This is a genomic window from Ruminococcus callidus ATCC 27760 (assembly GCF_000468015.1).
Taxonomy (GTDB): domain Bacteria; phylum Bacillota; class Clostridia; order Oscillospirales; family Ruminococcaceae; genus Ruminococcus_C; species Ruminococcus_C callidus.
In genome coordinates, this window is the sequence record NZ_KI260355.1 from 1 (window position 1) to 18,801 (window position 18,801).

15 protein-coding genes and 1 pseudogene are annotated in these 18,801 nt (G+C 32.9%); 2 read left to right on the forward strand and 14 right to left on the reverse strand.

What is annotated here, in order from left to right; genetic code table 11:
• Positions 1-213: 213 nt before the first annotated feature.
• The 9 genes and pseudogenes from RUMCAL_RS04900 to RUMCAL_RS04935 form a co-directional block, all read right to left on the reverse strand.
• The gene (locus tag RUMCAL_RS04900) at positions 214-915 is read right to left on the reverse strand and encodes a TIR domain-containing protein (RefSeq protein ID WP_021681491.1); all 702 of its coding nucleotides are present in this window, start codon (positions 913-915) and stop codon (positions 214-216) included.
• A 13-nt stretch (positions 916-928) separates the two neighbouring features.
• Complete coding sequence (locus tag RUMCAL_RS14410) at positions 929-1,336, reverse strand: hypothetical protein (protein WP_021681492.1); 408 nt, start codon at positions 1,334-1,336, stop codon at positions 929-931.
• Positions 1,326-1,643 (reverse strand): hypothetical protein, encoded by a 318-nt coding sequence (locus RUMCAL_RS04910; RefSeq protein ID WP_169725984.1) that lies wholly within the window; start codon positions 1,641-1,643, stop codon positions 1,326-1,328. The genes RUMCAL_RS14410 and RUMCAL_RS04910 overlap by 11 nt, the downstream gene beginning before the upstream one ends.
• Positions 1,621-1,872 carry a hypothetical protein gene (locus RUMCAL_RS04915; protein WP_040647083.1) on the reverse strand — a complete coding sequence of 84 codons (252 nt, stop codon included), beginning with the start codon at positions 1,870-1,872 and terminating at the stop codon, positions 1,621-1,623. Before RUMCAL_RS04915 ends, RUMCAL_RS04910 begins: the two co-directional genes overlap by 23 nt.
• Positions 1,873-1,950: 78 nt before the next feature.
• The gene (locus RUMCAL_RS04920; protein WP_040647084.1) at positions 1,951-3,783 is read right to left on the reverse strand and encodes a TIR domain-containing protein; all 1,833 of its coding nucleotides are present in this window, start codon (positions 3,781-3,783) and stop codon (positions 1,951-1,953) included.
• Positions 3,784-4,383: 600 nt separating this feature from the next.
• Positions 4,384-5,043, reverse strand: a complete 660-nt coding sequence (locus tag RUMCAL_RS04925) for a TIR domain-containing protein (RefSeq protein WP_341349360.1) — start codon at positions 5,041-5,043, stop codon at positions 4,384-4,386.
• Between the two features lie 14 nt (positions 5,044-5,057).
• Positions 5,058-5,108: pseudogene (locus RUMCAL_RS16845) on the reverse strand (hypothetical protein); the annotation flags it as partial.
• A gap of 98 nt (positions 5,109-5,206) precedes the next feature.
• On the reverse strand, positions 5,207-6,244 hold the full coding sequence (locus tag RUMCAL_RS14415; protein ID WP_021681498.1) for a hypothetical protein: 1,038 nt from the start codon (positions 6,242-6,244) through the stop codon (positions 5,207-5,209).
• 139 nt (positions 6,245-6,383) lie between these two features.
• Positions 6,384-7,337 (reverse strand): pyridoxal-phosphate dependent enzyme, encoded by a 954-nt coding sequence (locus RUMCAL_RS04935; RefSeq protein ID WP_021681499.1) that lies wholly within the window; start codon positions 7,335-7,337, stop codon positions 6,384-6,386.
• Between the two features lie 38 nt (positions 7,338-7,375).
• Here RUMCAL_RS04935 and RUMCAL_RS04940 point away from each other — a divergent pair, with 38 nt between their 5' ends.
• Complete coding sequence (locus RUMCAL_RS04940) at positions 7,376-9,847, forward strand: tetratricopeptide repeat protein (RefSeq protein ID WP_021681500.1); 2,472 nt, start codon at positions 7,376-7,378, stop codon at positions 9,845-9,847.
• A 2-nt stretch (positions 9,848-9,849) separates the two neighbouring features.
• On the opposite strand, the gene RUMCAL_RS04945 is transcribed toward RUMCAL_RS04940, so the two are convergent.
• Positions 9,850-10,809: an ATP-grasp domain-containing protein gene (locus tag RUMCAL_RS04945; RefSeq protein ID WP_021681501.1), complete on the reverse strand. Its 960-nt coding sequence runs from the start codon at positions 10,807-10,809 to the stop codon at positions 9,850-9,852.
• 224 nt (positions 10,810-11,033) lie between these two features.
• On the opposite strand from RUMCAL_RS04945, the gene RUMCAL_RS04950 reads away from it, so the two are divergent.
• Positions 11,034-11,951 carry a tyrosine-type recombinase/integrase gene (locus tag RUMCAL_RS04950; protein ID WP_021681502.1) on the forward strand — a complete coding sequence of 306 codons (918 nt, stop codon included), beginning with the start codon at positions 11,034-11,036 and terminating at the stop codon, positions 11,949-11,951.
• A gap of 179 nt (positions 11,952-12,130) precedes the next feature.
• On the opposite strand, the gene RUMCAL_RS04955 is transcribed toward RUMCAL_RS04950, so the two are convergent.
• From RUMCAL_RS04955 to RUMCAL_RS04970, 4 genes are read right to left on the reverse strand one after another with little or no spacing between them, the layout of a single operon-like run.
• Positions 12,131-15,271 (reverse strand): hypothetical protein, encoded by a 3,141-nt coding sequence (locus tag RUMCAL_RS04955; protein WP_156902422.1) that lies wholly within the window; start codon positions 15,269-15,271, stop codon positions 12,131-12,133.
• A gap of 30 nt (positions 15,272-15,301) precedes the next feature.
• The gene (locus tag RUMCAL_RS04960) at positions 15,302-15,811 is read right to left on the reverse strand and encodes a hypothetical protein (protein ID WP_040647086.1); all 510 of its coding nucleotides are present in this window, start codon (positions 15,809-15,811) and stop codon (positions 15,302-15,304) included.
• A gap of 15 nt (positions 15,812-15,826) precedes the next feature.
• A complete protein-coding gene (locus RUMCAL_RS04965) occupies positions 15,827-16,228 on the reverse strand; it encodes a hypothetical protein (protein ID WP_021681505.1) in 402 nt (133 codons plus the stop codon).
• 43 nt (positions 16,229-16,271) lie between these two features.
• On the reverse strand, positions 16,272-18,386 hold the full coding sequence (locus tag RUMCAL_RS04970) for a leucine-rich repeat protein (protein WP_040647087.1): 2,115 nt from the start codon (positions 18,384-18,386) through the stop codon (positions 16,272-16,274).
• Positions 18,387-18,801: the final 415 nt, after the last annotated feature.

Below are 18,801 nucleotides of genomic sequence, written 5' to 3' on the forward strand. Positions count from 1 at the left end.
CCTCAGCTGGCTCAGTTTTATTTTAGCAGATATATTTATAGAGAAGAAAAAATAAATTCTGTAAAGATTATATAAAAAAGCAAAGAGGACTGCCATATTTGGCAGTCCTCTTTGTAAATTGTCTTGTGACTATGAAATAGATGAACAGAGTAAGTATCCATTTCTTGAAAATTATAAGTTCAAAGTTAGCAACTCTAACATAAAGTAAAAATATTAAATTTCCTTTTGAATATTATAATTATCTTGATTATCTTGTATCTCATACGCCTTATCAATATATGATTCCATATCATCAACAAAATCTGACCATTTCACGCACAACATATAATTACAATCTCCATGATATATTGTATGACCAACATCACAGCTATTCGCATAAGGATTTTTATGATTGAACATATTTCCACTCATTATACTAAAAATCAAGCTTGAATTACTATCATAAAATTGACATCCACTACTACAACATGTTTTTTTGTATGTAAAATAATCATACATACCATTTATATCAGGCAAAATAACCGCTAAAAGTGCATTTGTTTTACTCTTGACTGGGTTTTCATTTTTATCTTTCCTAGAAACTTCTTTCAAGGAATATGATATTTCCTGCGGAATCCATTGATATTTTTCCTCTTTAAATTTTTCTCGCATTCCTTTTGACAGCATTATAATTGTTAACGTGCTATCACGAATTCTATTTTTCAGTTTTTCCCAAATAGTTGAATCTTTGAGCTGTGATAAATCTTCTCCATCTGATTCACCTTTGTAAATATGATCGGTTTTAGATTTAAGTGTTTCTTCAATCACATCAACATAATCCCTAACAGTACAAGTCCACCATTTTCCAGGATCATCAGTAATATTTTCAACGTCATTATCGGCATATTTATATGATATAAATATTTTTCTTCCCATACATGTTTCCTTTCTATTTTAAAATAAATCCACCAATAATCAATCCCAATGATAATAGCAAATAAAGCGGCAAAATCGTTATAGAAGTCATTGTTTTAACTAGACAACATTTACAATCTTTGTATTTATCTATTAGCATTTCAAACTCTTTTATATCCGTTCCATAATGGGCGGTGTTTACAATTTCTTTATACAACTCTCTAAATTTACGTTCTTGTTGTAAATAATATGAATCTAAAAACCAGAAGATTAATACAGGAATAAGAGCTATAAAAATGTATGTAACTTTTCTGCTATTAGCATAAAGTGCTAATAGTGCTGATACCAATGTTATCGTCCATCCCTTTATTTGAAATGAATTCGTATTCATTCTTGTAATGATGCCTTGTATCATTTTTAAATGTTCTATTTTACTTTCCATACTCATTTTCCTCTATCTTATTAACTTGCTTATATAAGGTATCTAAGGGATGCTCATGGTCTGAACAGCTTGTTAACCATACTTCTAAACTTTTATCATTAATTTTTTTCATATGTTCTTTATTAATTTGATATTTGATTTTCAATTCTGAATGTTCAAGTTGAAAACCCGCATTTATTGGATACCTATAACCTTTTCTTTGCGGTTTTTTTTCACGCAGATATCTTGTCATTTCAACCTCTGAATAAATCCATGAAGATAAAGTGCTTTCAGTGTTTTTAATATTATCTGCAACCGGCAAATGCAATTACATATTCTTCATCCAAGTGTGAATGAGATATAAAAATATTTGAATTTATATTTGGAAACCAATCTTGCGATATTGCATCTCCATCAATTATTTCATCATTCAATAAGTATTCTTCCAGTGTATTATGAACATCTTTTTGATTCTTGCTAAATATACCTTTGCCTGATGTCAAGAAGTCATTAAACATTTCCTTATTTCCAATTTTTGTATCAAAAGTGACAAACATACTTTTTACCTCCATACTATAATAAACATATCGGTACAAGTTTTTTTAATCCATAAAATAAAAATTTATGTGATGAACTCATTGTTTTTCATTCAAGTAATCTAACAATTGCTTTGATAACATAACATAATCAAGGCTTTCTGCAAATTCATTATTCATTACTAAAGGAGCATCGTTTAAACCCTGCCAACCATTAGCCTTATATTCAGAAGCAACGATAGAAGAACATCCTCCAACAGAGCCTACTACAAATACTGGTATTCCATTCTCAATAGCTAATGCTATTTCTTCACGAATTCCTTCATCAGCTTTATTTTTCTTAATTTTACCGCCCATACAAATTAGAGCTGAAACTTCTTTCCGTTGTATCATATGCTTTCTCATTGTGGTCAAGCTTTTACTTAATGAATTATTCTTTTCTGTTTCATTAAAAGTAGTACTTTCATTATAATATTCTTTTGAATATAGATATTTATCCTCAAACCACTTTGATATATACATTTTTAAATGCTCTTTACAATTTTCAGGATAAATCAACTTCGATATTTCAAAAAACAACTCTTGAAAGGTAGGGTGAGAACCAAATGTTAAAATATATCCGGATTTTAAAATTGATTTTGCAAAAATCACAAGAGCATCCGTAAGCGTTTGCTTATATATTTCCTCACCATCTGAAAAAGCTCCAGAAATAATTATTTCACTATTTCTATTGCTAACAGGCTTTTGAAGATAATTACCCCAATGAAACATAAAATCCTCATATGTTTCAATAATTATTTTATCGCTTTCTTCCTTTGTGAATACTTTATCTGTTAAAATAACAGATGAATCGTAATGATCATTCATTCTATTCAAGTATTTTTTTAAATTTTCTTTATCTGATAAAGTAGGTGTTCTGCCAAATAACTGAACATATTGATTTATATCTCGTTGTGGATATCTATACCCTTTTCGTTTTACATCAATATTAAAGATCATTTTTTCGCTATCAATACACTTTATTTTATCTTCAAACATTTCTTCCAACGCATTATGACAATCAAACACTACATTTGATTTAGTCATAATCAAGTCAAATGTTCTTTCCATAATTTCATCAGTAATTTCAGTTAATCTTTTGATATCTTTAAATTCATCTAAAGAATAACTCAAGTGTGGCTTTTCTGAAGGAACAAATTTTAATTTATGAATATCGGCATTTTCTATCTGCACCCATAAAACAGGAATGTTTCTCAGAATAGCATATCTCAATTCTTTCTGTATCCACTTAGAATCGGCAGACTCAGGTGTATGAATAAAGATAAATGCATCACTTTCTGACATTGCTTTATCTATTTCACTTTGTGCTTCTTCACCAACTTTTACAGAAGTAACATCACGAAATGTTTCACACGCCTTGAACTGAACACTAAGAGTATCACAGAGCTGTGCTGTAATTTCTTCACCATCCAAACGTCTATGGCTTATAAAAATAAGACCACTTTCACTATACATAGTCGGCATTATGTTCGCAATAACTTTTCGTGCAAAGCAACGAGCTGCCAATGGAAGGTAATCATCACTTAAATCTCTGCATCTGAGCTGTTCCCAAACATCATAGCTTTGCTTATCGGCAATAATCTCTAACGGCTTTCTTGTTTCCTTATCCATAGCAATCGGATATATGGTCGCTTTTTTGTTCTTAGCCAAATATAACAGCTTTTTTAAATTTTCATCTGTTGAAACTGACTCATCATTAAAAATTATTATTATACTATCATTTTCAATCTTAGATAAATACTTAGCTGCATTATTCACCATAGAATAAGATATATCGTACTTATCAAACTGTTCTTTGAGCTCCTTTACAAAGCAATGAGCTTTACTATGATTTTTCATTATAAATGATGGATTTATAATATAAATACTCATGTATTTGACTCCTAATTATATTACAATTGCCCCTAGCAAAATGATATGATGCCAATAAACAAGCGATTTTGCTAGGCCAAAAATTAGCTTTATCAACAAAATAAAGTGTATGATTATGAAATATATTTTATTAATTCGACCATAATACTGCCAACAACCGCTTGATTGCCAGAATTCTACAAGAATGTAAAAGTCAAGTCCGCATGTGCGTTCATTTATTGTTGTCTTTTATATTCTTGTAGATATAATGGCAAAGCCGGTTGTTGGTAATTTGTATAAGATGTCATTATTTACACATTTGGAAGTTCAGTCTTGAATTTATCTGTCATCATTATCATCATACACAAGAGGAAATCTATACTGCAGTTGAAGAATTGCATATGTACCATCCGCATTCTTATAATGATTACAAACCACCCCTTGAGGTTCATTACAGTGAATCATTATTTAAGAAATGGTGTTACAAAGATACTTGACTAGAGCAGTTTATCATTAAAATCACTTGATAACCTATTATTTTATTTTCGCTTGTTATATCTTTATTATATCATATTTTCTCTATGAGAACAAGTTCTTAACGCACAGAAAAATAATATTTTATTACTGTGGTGGTTTGTTTTCTATTGCATTTTCAATAAGATCATCAATGTTATTTGATATATCATCATATACAAATTTACTTGATTTATACGGTGGATCATAACAAGTCACATACTTGGAAAGTCTTTCACCATTATTAGTAAATACATTATAAAATGGATTACTTCCTTTTTCAGTTTGATCGCCGTTTTCGTTTTTCAAACCATGAATGTATATTCCAACGATACCTTTTTTCAATTCATATGCCTTCTCTATTTCATATTTCACCCATTTTCTTGTTGAAGTGGTTTTACCAATTAGAACCACAATGCATGAGCGCATGGCCATCTGCTCATTAATCCACTTTTTTATTGAAGCTTCACTTTTGGATTTAACAGTTTCCCAGTCATTATCAGAAAAGGTGGAACTTTTACTTACAACATTCATCTTTCTTATTTGCGATGCTCTCCAAACGTCCTTATTATATTCAAAGCTAAAAAATACCTGTCTCATAACACTCACCTGTCCTTTATAAATTTTATAAATCATAAATAATTTGCTGCTCACTGAATATTTTATTAATAAGTCAATAAATTCATTACCCTTTGCTACTTTTTCAATATGGACATAACATTTTTGTAAGTATACATATTTTGTCGGCTGTGATTTAACTTCATCCAACAATCCTTTGCCATATATCCAGTACTTCCAACGGGAATAATCCTTCTTCCCTTCTTAACTGCTATTTCAAATTCTTTTTTACACCATCTGCATTAACAATATGACTATGACCAGCACATCCAATTACTTATTTTACTTATGTAAAATCTTTCTTCATTCGCTTTTACTCATTTAAACCTCTTTGTTTATAAATGCATTTACATCTTTCACCTTTACAAATTGAACAGTTATTTTTTTCATATTCACATAAAAATACTCGTTCAAACAATTCATACATATATTGGGAATCAACATTTCCATCAACAACGGATTTAAAATATTCAATGTAATCACAACTAAAATAGCGAAACAAGGTCTTTGTATTTTCAAGCTCCTTAGGATGCTTGAAACAATATAAAGCATCTAAAGGGTAGTCTTGATACTTTTCATAACAATTACATTTAAAATTTTCATTCCACTTCATTAAATCTTCTTTATCCAAATCAGTCAAATGTATCAAAGATATATTATATGAAATTTTTAAATCTATTAATGCATATTCAGGTATCACGCTTTCATTTGCGTGAAAAAACTCAGCATATTTCCTATAATACAGTAATGGCTTTTTTCTTACAATTTGTGTGCATACAATTTCAGAATAAATCCAAGGAGAGTATGTAATATTCATTGTTTTGTTTATATCATCAAAAACTTCTATTGAATTGTCAGTGTTCAACAATATTACACATTCAACTCTGTCTATCATTTTTTGTAATGCAACTGACAACATTATATTTACATGTTGAGAAACATTGTTGCAAGCATTGTGATCATATGTAAATCCATAATTTTCATCTTTTTTCTTGTTGCAAAAATCAGAATTGATATCTTCCAATAATTTTTGTGAATACCCCCACACATTTGAATCAATAAAGACTTTTAGCTTGAACTCTTTATGAATCCATCCTGCTAAAGCGTTTGCAAGACTCACGTCATTGCTAGAATGAGATATAAAAACATCTGCATCAATAATAGGAAAATTATCGTCCTGTAATTCACTTCCATTAATTGTTCTTTTACGGATATAACGATTCAAATCGTTTTTATATTCAAAAACCTTACTATTTAGATGACTTTCACCAATTATTTTATATTCATCAAAGCTCATTAGCTCGTTGTCAAAAAAATCTTCGTTTAATTTCAAATTATATCCTGTAAACATATTAGTCTCCTTAATTATATTATTTTCATTAATTCTTGATCATACAAGATTGATGAAACAATTAAAAATTTTCACATATTATTCGCATATAAGATCAACATTAGATAACTTCAAATTATCGTGTAAAAAAGCAAAAACATCATACTCTGTGATTAGAATTATAATCTTCGCTCATTAGTTGAGGCATATTTTCCTTTAGCCATTCATTGTTATAAAGATTATCAAGATATCTGTCTCCGCGATCGGGGAAAATAGCAACAATATTTCTATTAAATTCCTTTGTTTTATTTATTGCTGCTAAAACGGCACCGCTTGATGCGCCGATAAAAAGACCTTGTTCAAGCAGTTTGTGACAATTTATTATACATTCCAAATCAGATACCCTAACAACTTTATCAATAATTGCATTACCTAAATTTCCAGGTTTGATTCTTGAACCCATTCCGGTAAATCTATTTCTGGCAATCCTCTCTCCAAAAATCTGAGATCCATATGAATCTACGGCTATTATCTCTATTTGGGGATTTTGTTTTTTTATCCAAGTTGATACGCCTGAAATTGTACCACAGGTACTCACCGGAATGTAGATCGTTTCAGTTTGAGGATATTGACTTAGGATTTCTTCCGCAAGAGAAAAATAGGATTCTTGTATTAATCGATTGTTATATTGGTTTGTCCAGTACATATTATTATTAGTTTGCAATAACTTTTTTACAGTTTCTATTCTTTTCTCCTGATTAGATTGGTTTTTTTCGGGTATATCAATTTGATGAATTGTGCTCCCAAACTGTTTTATTATTTGCAGATTCGCATTTGTAATATTAGAATCCACTACACATAAGCACTTTAACCCTAGGGCAGAACATACGCCTGATAAAGCAATAGCAAAGTTGCCTGATGAAGACTCAACGATGGTTGTATCTTTATTGATCGTGTTTGTACATAATAAAGATAATAGTGTTGATTTTGCGGCTCGGTCTTTCATGCTACCGAACGGATTCATGCATTCGAGTTTTGCCATCAAATGTGTGTCACCAACAGATACCTCTACCATAGGAGTGTTTCCAATTGCTTTTAGAATTCCTAAATCCATAATTATTCCTCATTTCTTTTATTTTATAGGAGTGTATAATGAAAATTAAAAGTTTTGCAGCAACCTCAAGGATAGTTGATCGTGAAAAAGATATTGCTCAAATAATTGATTTATTTCATCATGCTGAATGTACCCAAGTACATATTGTATACGCCGAAACAGGATATGGAAAGTCATCATTTTCTGCAAAATTAGCTAAAAATCACTTTTTTGCTGACTGGAATATTATAAATGTTAAAACTATGCCTCAAAATGTAAATTACAATGTTTCGGAAGGTGAATACCTAGAATTGATTTTTACAGCTTTAATGAAATTTTTCAAAGCGCAGGGACACTCAAACTTTTCTTTTGAAAATTATTTAACAAGCAATAAAAATAGAATTTTGAAAGAAGTATTTATCGACCAAAGCATCGATCAATTCATTTCAGCCAATTCATTGAAAGAATCTATAAAAAAATCGAGTGGCATAGGATTAAAAAGGATATTAAAAACAGGCGATTTTAGTTTGCATTCTATAATAAACAATATATCTCCTGTTGCAAGGTGCATAAAATCGGACTATATCCACTATCTGTTTAAAAAAAGTCATATTCTTTTGATAATTGATAATATTCAAAATATAGATAATACATCTCTTAAATATCTCATTGAATGGATAAATGAAACGAAATATAAAAATCAAGGATTCATTTTGGAATATACTATTTCTGATGGCTATTCTCTGGATTCAGTGAAAAATTTGCAACGGGAAATATCAATTGCCGAAGTAGATGTACATTTATGTAGGTTGGAAAAAATGCGTGACGAGTATATTGCGGATCTCCTTGAAGCCCAGCTTAATGTTCATTCCCCTGATATCCACTTTGTTATCAATGCGAAAAAACATTATAAGGATTATTCTGAAGGAAACCTTTGGGATCTTATTGATTATGCAAGAATGTATGATGATCATACAGAGAATGGTGAATTGACCTCGCCAACTTTATTAAACTTGAAAAACTTAAGCCAAGAGTCACAATATATCGTTTCAATTTTGTATTATCATAGCGGACGCATAAATAAAAAAGTCTTTTACAATATCTGGACTAGCGAATTTTCAAATTCTGAAAATGACCTGGATAAATTATTTCTTGAACTGGTTACAAACCAAGTTATTTGTACCAAAACAAATGGAGATAATGAACAAATCTCTTTTATGCATGCAAGTATTCTTGATGCATATAAAGAAAACCTTTCTGATTTTGTTGATATTGACAAGGATGTATATAAGCGTTTGAGCCTTTTTTACGCAAAGGTTTATGAGGGTACAGTGACTGTTGTTAGTAAAGAGGCTGCTTGGCAAATTCTAGTTAAAATCTATTCGGTCAATAATCCGGAAAAAATCATGGGGCTGCTTACAGATTTTCAGACAAATACATTAAGAAATATATCAAGAGACAGCACATGGCATTATCTAAATAAATTGATAGAATGCACAAAAGACAATATTCCTAGATTTAAAAAAATTTATTTTCAAATCTTAAGGATATGTCGTATTGCATCTTTGTATGAAGAAGGCTATTCGTGTATTAAACTAATGGAAAGAAGCATTGATATTATATCAGATGATGACCTACTTCTGTTTAAGCTATTGTTTCTCTCTATATTAGATCACCACGAAATTGTTATTCAGGAGTATAAAAACGTTATGTCTAGAATAGAAAAGTTCAGCCATACATGGATTAAGTTGAAATTGCTTGTTTTGAATAGCTTTATAGCACTTAATGACAAAAGGGCATGCACCGATATTGACATTGAACTGAACCAAATACCAGGGTTTAAGCATTCTGATGAATATGCCTTTTATTTACGGTTGACAAACATTTATACTAAACCATCGCAGGCTGTTAAAAATGCTAAGAAAAGCATAAAACTTTTTCAGCTAAAAGGCGATAATATTCAAGCAGGCAAATCGTATATCACCTATTCAAAGCTTCTTTCAAGCATTGGAAAGCACAAAAAAGCGATAGAAAATATAAAGCAGGCTAAAAGACTACTGGAAAATTCAAATCAAGGCATTTCATGCATTTATAATAATTGGGCTGGCTATTTGTTATTATCAGGTGAATTTGATTGTACCGTCTGGGATTATCTAAACATTGCTGATCAACACAGTGTTTCGACTTACGATAAATTATCTGTAATAATCAACAAATTGGCGTGGTGTTATGAGAATAATGCTTTTGTCAGATTAGATCTTCTTAAAAACCAAGCATTGGAGCTTATTAATAAAGAACCAAGTAAATTGATGCACTGTACTGCTTATTATAATTTGTCCATTGCATATAGAAAAGCAGGAATGATTGATCAGGCTGATATGTACTACCAGCAAGCAGTCAATCTGAAGGGGGAATGTTCTTGCATTAAAGCGAGAATTGATGGGATAACATTCAAGACACGTCACCTAATTCCAAGAATTAAAAAGCCATACCATATCTGTTATTTATCTTTCTGGCTGTTTGATTTTTGAAGTCAGGAGTCAAGAGAAGCATTAAATAATACCTCATCATAATATCTGCTGACTATTGAGTCCCATGCTACACAATTCATATAGTATTCCAGGCTTTCAAGATTTGCCCCGTTTACAAAGTGGTCCAGATATTGTTCTATGTAATTAAAAGAAGCAATCATTCCTTCGCTTGCTGAACCACCTATTCTAAGATTGATTTCAATGAAATAAATGCCGCTATCATTCTCAATAAACTCTACATTAGATAGACCCGGTATCCTATATTTTGAATAGATTTGTTTGCATATTTGTATAAGCTTGTCATGTTTCACTATTTGGCTGCGAAAAGCTGATCCCATTTGTTTTTCAAGTGATTTTCGGGGCAATATCAATTTGGGACTTCCATTTTTATCGGCAAATATATCTACTACATATGTTGTACCTGTTTCATATTTCTGAGCAAACCAATCTGTATGAAAATGATTTTCAATATGTGACGCTTTCGAAAGATCAACAATATAGATTCCCTGACTTGAAACGGAGCATCTTTTGCGAAATATCACTTTATCTTTTCCAAAAAGTGAATCATAAATAGTTGGTACTTTAATTCCCATTTTTTCAATGGATCTATTTGCTTCTAGTTTGTCTTGGAATATATTAATTGTATCCGAAGGGCAATTATCGAACGGTATTGTTATTTCATCTTTGTGGCGATTAAGAAACCGCACTTCCTTATCTGTTGATACAAAAAGATAATCTATCTTGTGCTTATCTGATAATTCATTGATGAATTGCAAGTATTCCTTTTCATTGTTTATGTTAGGCGCTTGAAAATATCGATCAACAAAATTGCTTGATGCGATATGCCCAGCTGCGGATATGTCAGTTCCCCATACATCAACAGGGAAGCTTCTTATTCTTTTTAGTTGCCTTACTAATAGTGTTGAATTTGTGCTTTTAATATTATTTACCAGGATTCTCATTACCAACCACCTTCCTATTTTATGTGAATCATCATAAAGAGAAAATTAACACATGATAATTTGAAGTTATCCTGCGTTGAGTTTTGATAATACTATTATACACCCATTTTTCTTCAAAATCAACATAATCTCGCAGATTTTTCCAAGAAATTCATCGACACTATTCGACAAAAAGCGTATTACAATATATAATAGAATTATTCCCAAACGAAGGAGTAGCTATCATGATAAACTTAAACCTGCAAATAGAACGATTTCTTAACTACTGCATGTCCAGAAAAGCTCTGAATGAAAAAACCATTAAGGCTTACAGAATCGATCTTAGGCAATTCTCTGAATATACAGACAACACATTTTCCAAAGAGATGATTTGCCGATACATCGACATACTTCACGAACGATTCAAGCCCAAGACGGTAAAGCGAAAAATCGCTTCCATCAAAGCGTTTACTCATTATCTTTTAATTGAAGACGTAATTGAAATCAATCCATTCAACAAAATTGATGTTTCCTTTCAAGAACCTACAATTCTTCCCAAAACGATCCCCCTCAATATAATCAACAGTCTGCTAACGTGTGCTTACAATTCATTTTCACAGGCTGAAACAGATTATCAAAAACGCTGCACGACTCGTGACATTGCAATTCTTGAAATTCTCTTTGCAACCGGAGCCAGGGTATCTGAAATTTGCAATCTGACACCCACATCTGTAGATTTGACGAATCACACCATCAAAATTTTCGGAAAAGGTTCTAAAGAACGGATGATACAGATTGAAAATACCGATGTTTTAAGGGCGCTTCAATCTTATTATGACCTATTTCAAGAGGACATAAAGACGTGTGGATTCTTCTTTGTCAACAAACTGCATCATCGTCTCACTGAGCAATCAGTTCGTGAAATCATTCGAAAATACACAGCTATGACAGGGTATGATATACATATCACGCCGCACATGTTTCGTCATTCATTTGCCACTTTGCTTCTTGACGAGGATGTTGACATTCGTTACATACAGAAGCTATTGGGGCACAGTTCCATCACAACCACACAAATTTATACCCATGTTGCTATGGCAAAACAAAAAGAAATTCTTTCTGTCAAGCATCCAAGAAATAAGATAAGGGTTAACGCAAAATAATATACAATTATCTTCAGTTGTAAAAACATGTGCCATCAAACGCTTTCAAAAGCATCCTCATAAACATATAGTCCTAAAATTCTAAAAAAGATCATAGCTACAAACAAATTCTGAAGCAGTGCATAGAATTATTTAATATTTATGCTGATAAAATCAAATAATCACATATGCTCAACTAATCAACTATTTACTCTGAAATAATCCTCTGCCTGTACAATCGTATTCCAAATCTGCTCATCCTTACAGGGATTGATATAATCATCATCAGAAAGCACGCCATACACAGCTTCAAGCTTTTCTTTTACTATCTTTGCATATGAATACATATTACTTTCATAACGTTCCTGCTTCACTCCTCGGTTACGCATTCGCTGCTGAGAATGATTCATTCGTTCCAAATGATGCATTTGCACAGAACGTCTTGATACAGTTATCTGTGCTAAAAGCTTTTGCATTTCATCAGATAACTTTACCGCCTCTTCATACTTCTCTACAGCATCCTTCGCAGTATCTATCTTCAATTGATCTTCATAAGAAACTCGATTATTTCTGTTTTCCGATATATCACGAAGCTGATTTACTGTTTCTTTCAACTCGTTTAGAGAAGCAGACCTTTCTGCAATATTGATATTGGATTCTATCACTCCGATATTTTCAAGAAGCCGATTATCCATTTCATCGAAATCAGGCAAAGATTCTCCAAATTCCTGCATATAAGCATCCTGAACAAAATGCATCATTTCTGTATTTCGCTCCAATACATGAGCCGCTTCAGATATATCAAACTTCTGATCATGATACTGAACACAATTCCTGTAGCGCTCTTTTAGATAAACATTAGATACAACGCCGTTTTCCAGATCCTTTACATCTGGTTCTATTTTCTCCATCATGTTGTCAGAAATGACCTCTCTTCCCTTCGCCGAATCCTGCATCAACGTTTTCTGTACTGACCATTCATGACTGTATTCCTTTCCAAGCGCAACAAAGTCAATACTTAACTGCATATACAATTCACTTGGATTCGCTGATAATCTTGCTGCTAATCTGCGAATGAAGAACAAGGATGCAACCGATGTGATGACACCCTTTACAAGCTGAAGTACCCCTTCACCGAGCATTCCGGCAAACTGCACTGCTGCCTGAGCCACTGAAAGTGCTGCTTCTGCAACATAAATAGATGCATAAAGCACTCCTTTTGCAATTTCATATCCTGCTATTTCACATCCGATAATCGGCGCATAAAATATTTTTTTGAACCATCCCATATTGCGGAGTCTATTCCTGCATGCATCTATCTGATGATCCAGGTATGAGATTTCATCGTACAATTTCCGTACCTTTGTTTTTGCATCTTCCAGTGATTGCGTTGCGTCATTAATTTTCTTTCTGCAAACTTCGATCGCATGATTCAATCGATCTTTTACCTTTGTCAGTGTTTCTTCTAATTTGTATGTATCAAAAGAAAACTGAAAATCAAAGTTCAACGATTGAAAACTCTGATAGTTCACATTCAAAGAAAGATGCGTTGTCATGCCCCAGAATGTACTTTCCAGATTGATAATGATCAAGCCTTTTTGATAATACAATTGTGCCTGTTTTTCCGTCAATCCAGCTATTGATATTTTACCGTCAAAATAAAATGACACATCATTTTGAGATGCTTGCAGATAAAATGCAACGCCTTTCGCTGTCGTATCCAGAAATTGTGACAGAACGCTGTTTTCCGGAATTGGGATAGGATTTTCCTGTTGAAAATCAGAGGATGTAATTTTGATTATTCCCAAATCAATATCCGACAGCATGCCAAACGCCAGTGCACCTTCCTGCTGACGGAATGAAAACAAAACTTTCAAAGACAATTGAAACACACAAATTTTTGCACAAAAGAATATTCCCGCACTGACAACCATGCCGTTACCAATTGTGAAGGGTTCTGCCACATCTGAATAATAAAATTGTGGACGCAGATACAAAACACCGTCTGCATCCACATAATAATGACGCATTCTATATTTATCCACAAGCGCATATCCATCATCCTGCGGTATTCGTCCTATAGAAATTGTATTTACATCAATCGAAAGCTGAGATGCCGTAATATTATCATTAAAAAATGCTGCAATCTGCGATAAATCAGTCTTTTCAAACCATTCCATCTGAAATTTATTTCTACATTCAAAATCAAAGTAGTCGATAGAAATAATATCAAGTGCTTTGATACCTGGAATCAAAAGACCCGTGATGTTTTCAATCAAATCCGATATGGAAAGTCGACTGGTAGCAAAACATAATAATTGCGGTTTTAAGATTCCATCGTATGAAAACTGCATCGCCGCAAATAGATACAACTTTCTTAAATAAATTTCACCGACAATGCCAAATGTCAACCCCTTGTTATATCCAATTGTAAGAGAAGTGTTTCCGAGGTAAAATGCACCGAAAAGATTGATTGGTTCTTTCGGAATGGCAGATGCCGACAGCATCAGTGAACTGGAAGATAATTTACAGTCAACGCAAAAAGACATTTCGGAAATTGCCATTAACTGAAACATCCCGGAGGCCTGAAAGATCGTGTCAGCTTTACCAGTATCCAGTTCCAGAAATAATTCTTGTATGCTGATAATGTCATTAGAGATCTGTGGGACGGAAAGTACAAAATATGCGCCTTGCTGTCCTTTTCCCGCGAAAAAGGACAGATTTTCTATACCAAGCAGCTCATGAAAAAACAGGTCCAGCAGCCCATTGCATTCCTGTGAAAAGTAATATTCGGAATACAAACAAAAACTGTTTTTTTCGTAGAATCTGGAAGGAGGCAGCAATGTTTCCGTATTATGAAAAGTTTCTAACAGCCTGCCAATATTGACCGGCTGCAATCCTTTGGAAATATACAGATAAAAATTATCAATGCCAATCAGACGCTTGGCATTTGCGATAAGTTCTGCAACGAACCCTGAACTCTCTTGTTCTGAAATTTCACATAAGAATCCGCTGCCAGAGTAACTTCCATCTGAATTTTTTAATCGAATCGCTGTAACACGGAACGACTGCATATCCACAAAAAACATCTCATGATCATAAGCATAACTGAAACGCAATTCAGCAGATCTATGTGTCAGAAAATCCGGAAGAAGTGTGTGTAATTCATCAGACAGCTTAGAATCAATCAATGCAACGATTGCAGTCATATCAGCATTGTTGATATTCAAATTCCCTTGAAAACAGCTTTCGCCATGCAGTACACTGTATGATGCCGCTGCTTCATAGCCCAGTATCGTTCCACGAACACCAACGCTCATGGAAAATGTTTTTTCTTCCATTGAATTCACCATATCGGATTTTTTCATCAATTAAAATGAATCAGGTGTTATCAATGCCATTTTTTCCAGCACAGTCTGACGCTGCGTATTCCAGATATTGAAGCTTAAACTGTCGATCTGGAATATCTTGATTTCCTTTGGAATCAAACCTTCTGCATTGATTTGCAGTGAAAGTGCGTATTCGACTGTCTTTTCTTCCGTTTCGCCGTTTTTCTTTGATTCAATATTCAAGAAGAGCATTTTCAAGCAGAACTTGACAGAATCAAAATCAATTGCATTCACAACCTGAGGATCTTCCTCTTCTGCAATCTTGCTCTTAACATCATCTTCAGAAAGAGCGCCTTCGCCTGCCATGCCGTTAAACTGACCAATCATTTCCTTCAGTGTAAGCTGTACGTCATTGGAAACATTCGCAGGTGCCAGGAAAATCTGATAGCCGTCTGCTGTCTTTTTGTAATAGGAACTCAGATCTACTCCCATAAATGTAAATTTCAATCCCACGGATAACTGTACCTTTTCTGTTACTTGTAAATTTTTCATATGAATTACCTCCATTCATTTTCCGATCCAACTCATTCTAGCCGCTTTTACCGCACACCTCAATTGTATATTTTTTCCTGGTCCGCTGCTGTTACAACCTCTGCATAATGGAACTATATAAAATTCCTCATCGGGCTGCAAAGCCTGTGTAGGCTGTGATAAGACAACATGCGCTCCAACGAGATCATCTGGATGGCTTGATGTGCAATGCTGATTGCAGCATTGTCCGCCAATTTGTATTGTACTGGAGCCAGTTAACACTTCCCATGCATTAATCATCGTTGAATCGTACTCAATTCCTTCGTATATCACTTTATCTCCTGAACTACCTATTGCATTATACAAAGGCAGTCCATATCCTAACACCTCAACTTCCACATATTCCGATTTAAGTTCCATATTGTTTTCTTTGTTCATAATGCTTTCCTTTCATAATGTCAATTTAAAAACGTGCAGTAGATTATATTATCCTGCCATATACCTTTTTGATCATATCTGCAAAAGTGAATTTCCCTGATACTATATCATTTAGAGAATTGTAATCATTGCTATCAATTTTGCCATCATAGTTAACATCAGCGTTCACAAGATTAATACTTGAATTTCCACCATTCAGATAATTGTTTAATATGGAAAGATCTGAACTGTTTGTAACACCATCCATATTCACATCGCCCCTGTTATAATTGGACTTATAACACTGCGCTAAATAAGCCTCACTCTCTTGACTAACAACTCTTGTACCATCTGCATCACAATAGTAACTATATGTACCAGGAATAATATAACCATCATACTGCCCTTCAGGAGTCCCATTATACCATTCATTTTGATATGTCATAGCAAATGATTCTGGGTTTGAATTTGTGCATTCCACAAAGTACCATTGATTATATAACTTTATACCTACTAATGCATGCCCAGGAGCGCTGATAAGCTGAACGTCATCCTTTGTAAAACCTGATTTTAGTAAAAGCAAAATATAAGATCTTGACATACCGGCACAAGCACCTTTTCCAGAAACAAGTGCATATGCTGTTTGAGGCATAGAATAAGAAGCATCATACCGAATGAGATTGGACGCCAACTGGCTGTGAATATATTTTGCAACTTCATATTTCGCATTTTCTTTTGCATTGCCAGATAGTCCACTAATATTCCAATTCACATTTGCAGATTTACTTTTCAAATTATTGTATACTTGGGTTACTTTGGCATCCACATCTGGTTTAATTAATTTCGCACCGCCTATACAGTATTGAAAATGAGAAATGAATTCTCTATCTGCCATATCAGCAGGAACCGTAATATCAGTAAGATTATTACATCCAGTAAATAAATATCCTCCGCTCTGCGCACATGAAACGTTTTTAGAGACTGTTAATTTCTTCAAATTGGCACAACCATTAAACGACCAACTTTCCAGGGTTGTAATATTATTGGACATGATTACCTGATATACATTAGAACTGCTAAATGCTCCTGTTGCAATTTTGGTAACATTTCTTCCTAAAATTGTATCTGGGATTGTAACTGTTACATTATCACTGGCATTAGCGTTTGCATTATATTTTGTTATTGTTGCATTGCGATCTTTTATAGGAATCTCATAATCCAATCTGTATTGTGAATTGTTTACAGAGCCTTTAATTACAGTATCAAGATGGTAATTAAAGTGGTCGATGAACGTCTGATCTATCATATTTTCAGGAACATATACAGTTTCGATACTAGTGCTATTATAAAATAAATAACCACCAGATTTTTCTGAACTCAAATTTCTGGATAATGTTACCGTTTTTAAGTTCGAACAAGTAGAAAATGAATAATCACCCAATGAAATTACAGTATCCGGCATTACAATAGACGATATTCCATCGCAACAGTAAAAAGCAAATTTTCCAATTGATGTTACATTATACCCATTAATAGTACTTGGAATTATAACTCCTACAGCTGATGCACTCGTAGTTTTTGTAAAACTAGTAATTTCAATCTGATGATCTGAGATTTTATAGTCCAGCTTATACGCTGAAGTAACTGATGAACCTTGTACCACAGTATTAGTATAATAATTAAAGTGATCAACGAACGAAGGATCTGCCATGTTTTCGGGAACATTTACAATTTCAATATTTTTACTTTTATAAAACAGGTAACCGCCTGATTTTTCTGAACTCAAATTTTTAGATAACGTCACCGTTTTTAATTTTGAGCAATTATAGAAAGAATAATTTCCTAAAGAAACAACCGTATCAGGTATTATAACAGAGGATATATCTTTTCCACTGAATGCGTATGCACCAATTGATGTTACACTACATCCATTGATTTTACTTGGAATTACAACACTTACAGATGATGCACTGGATGTCTTTGTAAAATTGGTTATCTCAATGTTATTATCCACCGTTTTATAATTTAATTGATATCCAGAACCTATATAGGTTGCCTCTACATCAGCTGCCGATACCTCAATAGAATTCATTCTTATTATGGGATTTTCAGCGAAAGTCATACTGCATGTCCCTAGGACTGTAACCGCAAGGATTGCTGCTAATTTTTGTGATTTCATTTTAAATTCTCCTTAATTTAATTGTATATTAACAGACATTTATCTGTTATAAGCAATATTTCGAATTAAAACTCGTCCGGTTACCTAAAGCTCTATAAAGTTTGTAGCAATAAACAAAATTGGAATCAAATATTTGTCTATTTTGCTAAATATAGCCATTCTAGTATAATTTTAGCATAAAATACTTTTTTCACACACTTAATGTATCATAAAAACAAAAAAATCAATACTTTTGCACTAAATGGTCGTTTTTCAGCATTGTTTGGTCAATTTTCACCATATTTTACCATAATAATTCTATTTAAGATCTATTTCAAGAAGACGTAAAAACGTGTGGGTTCTTCTTTGTCAATATGTCAATGGCTCTCTATAACATATAATATATAATCCTAAAAACAGTCAAAAAAGTTACGGT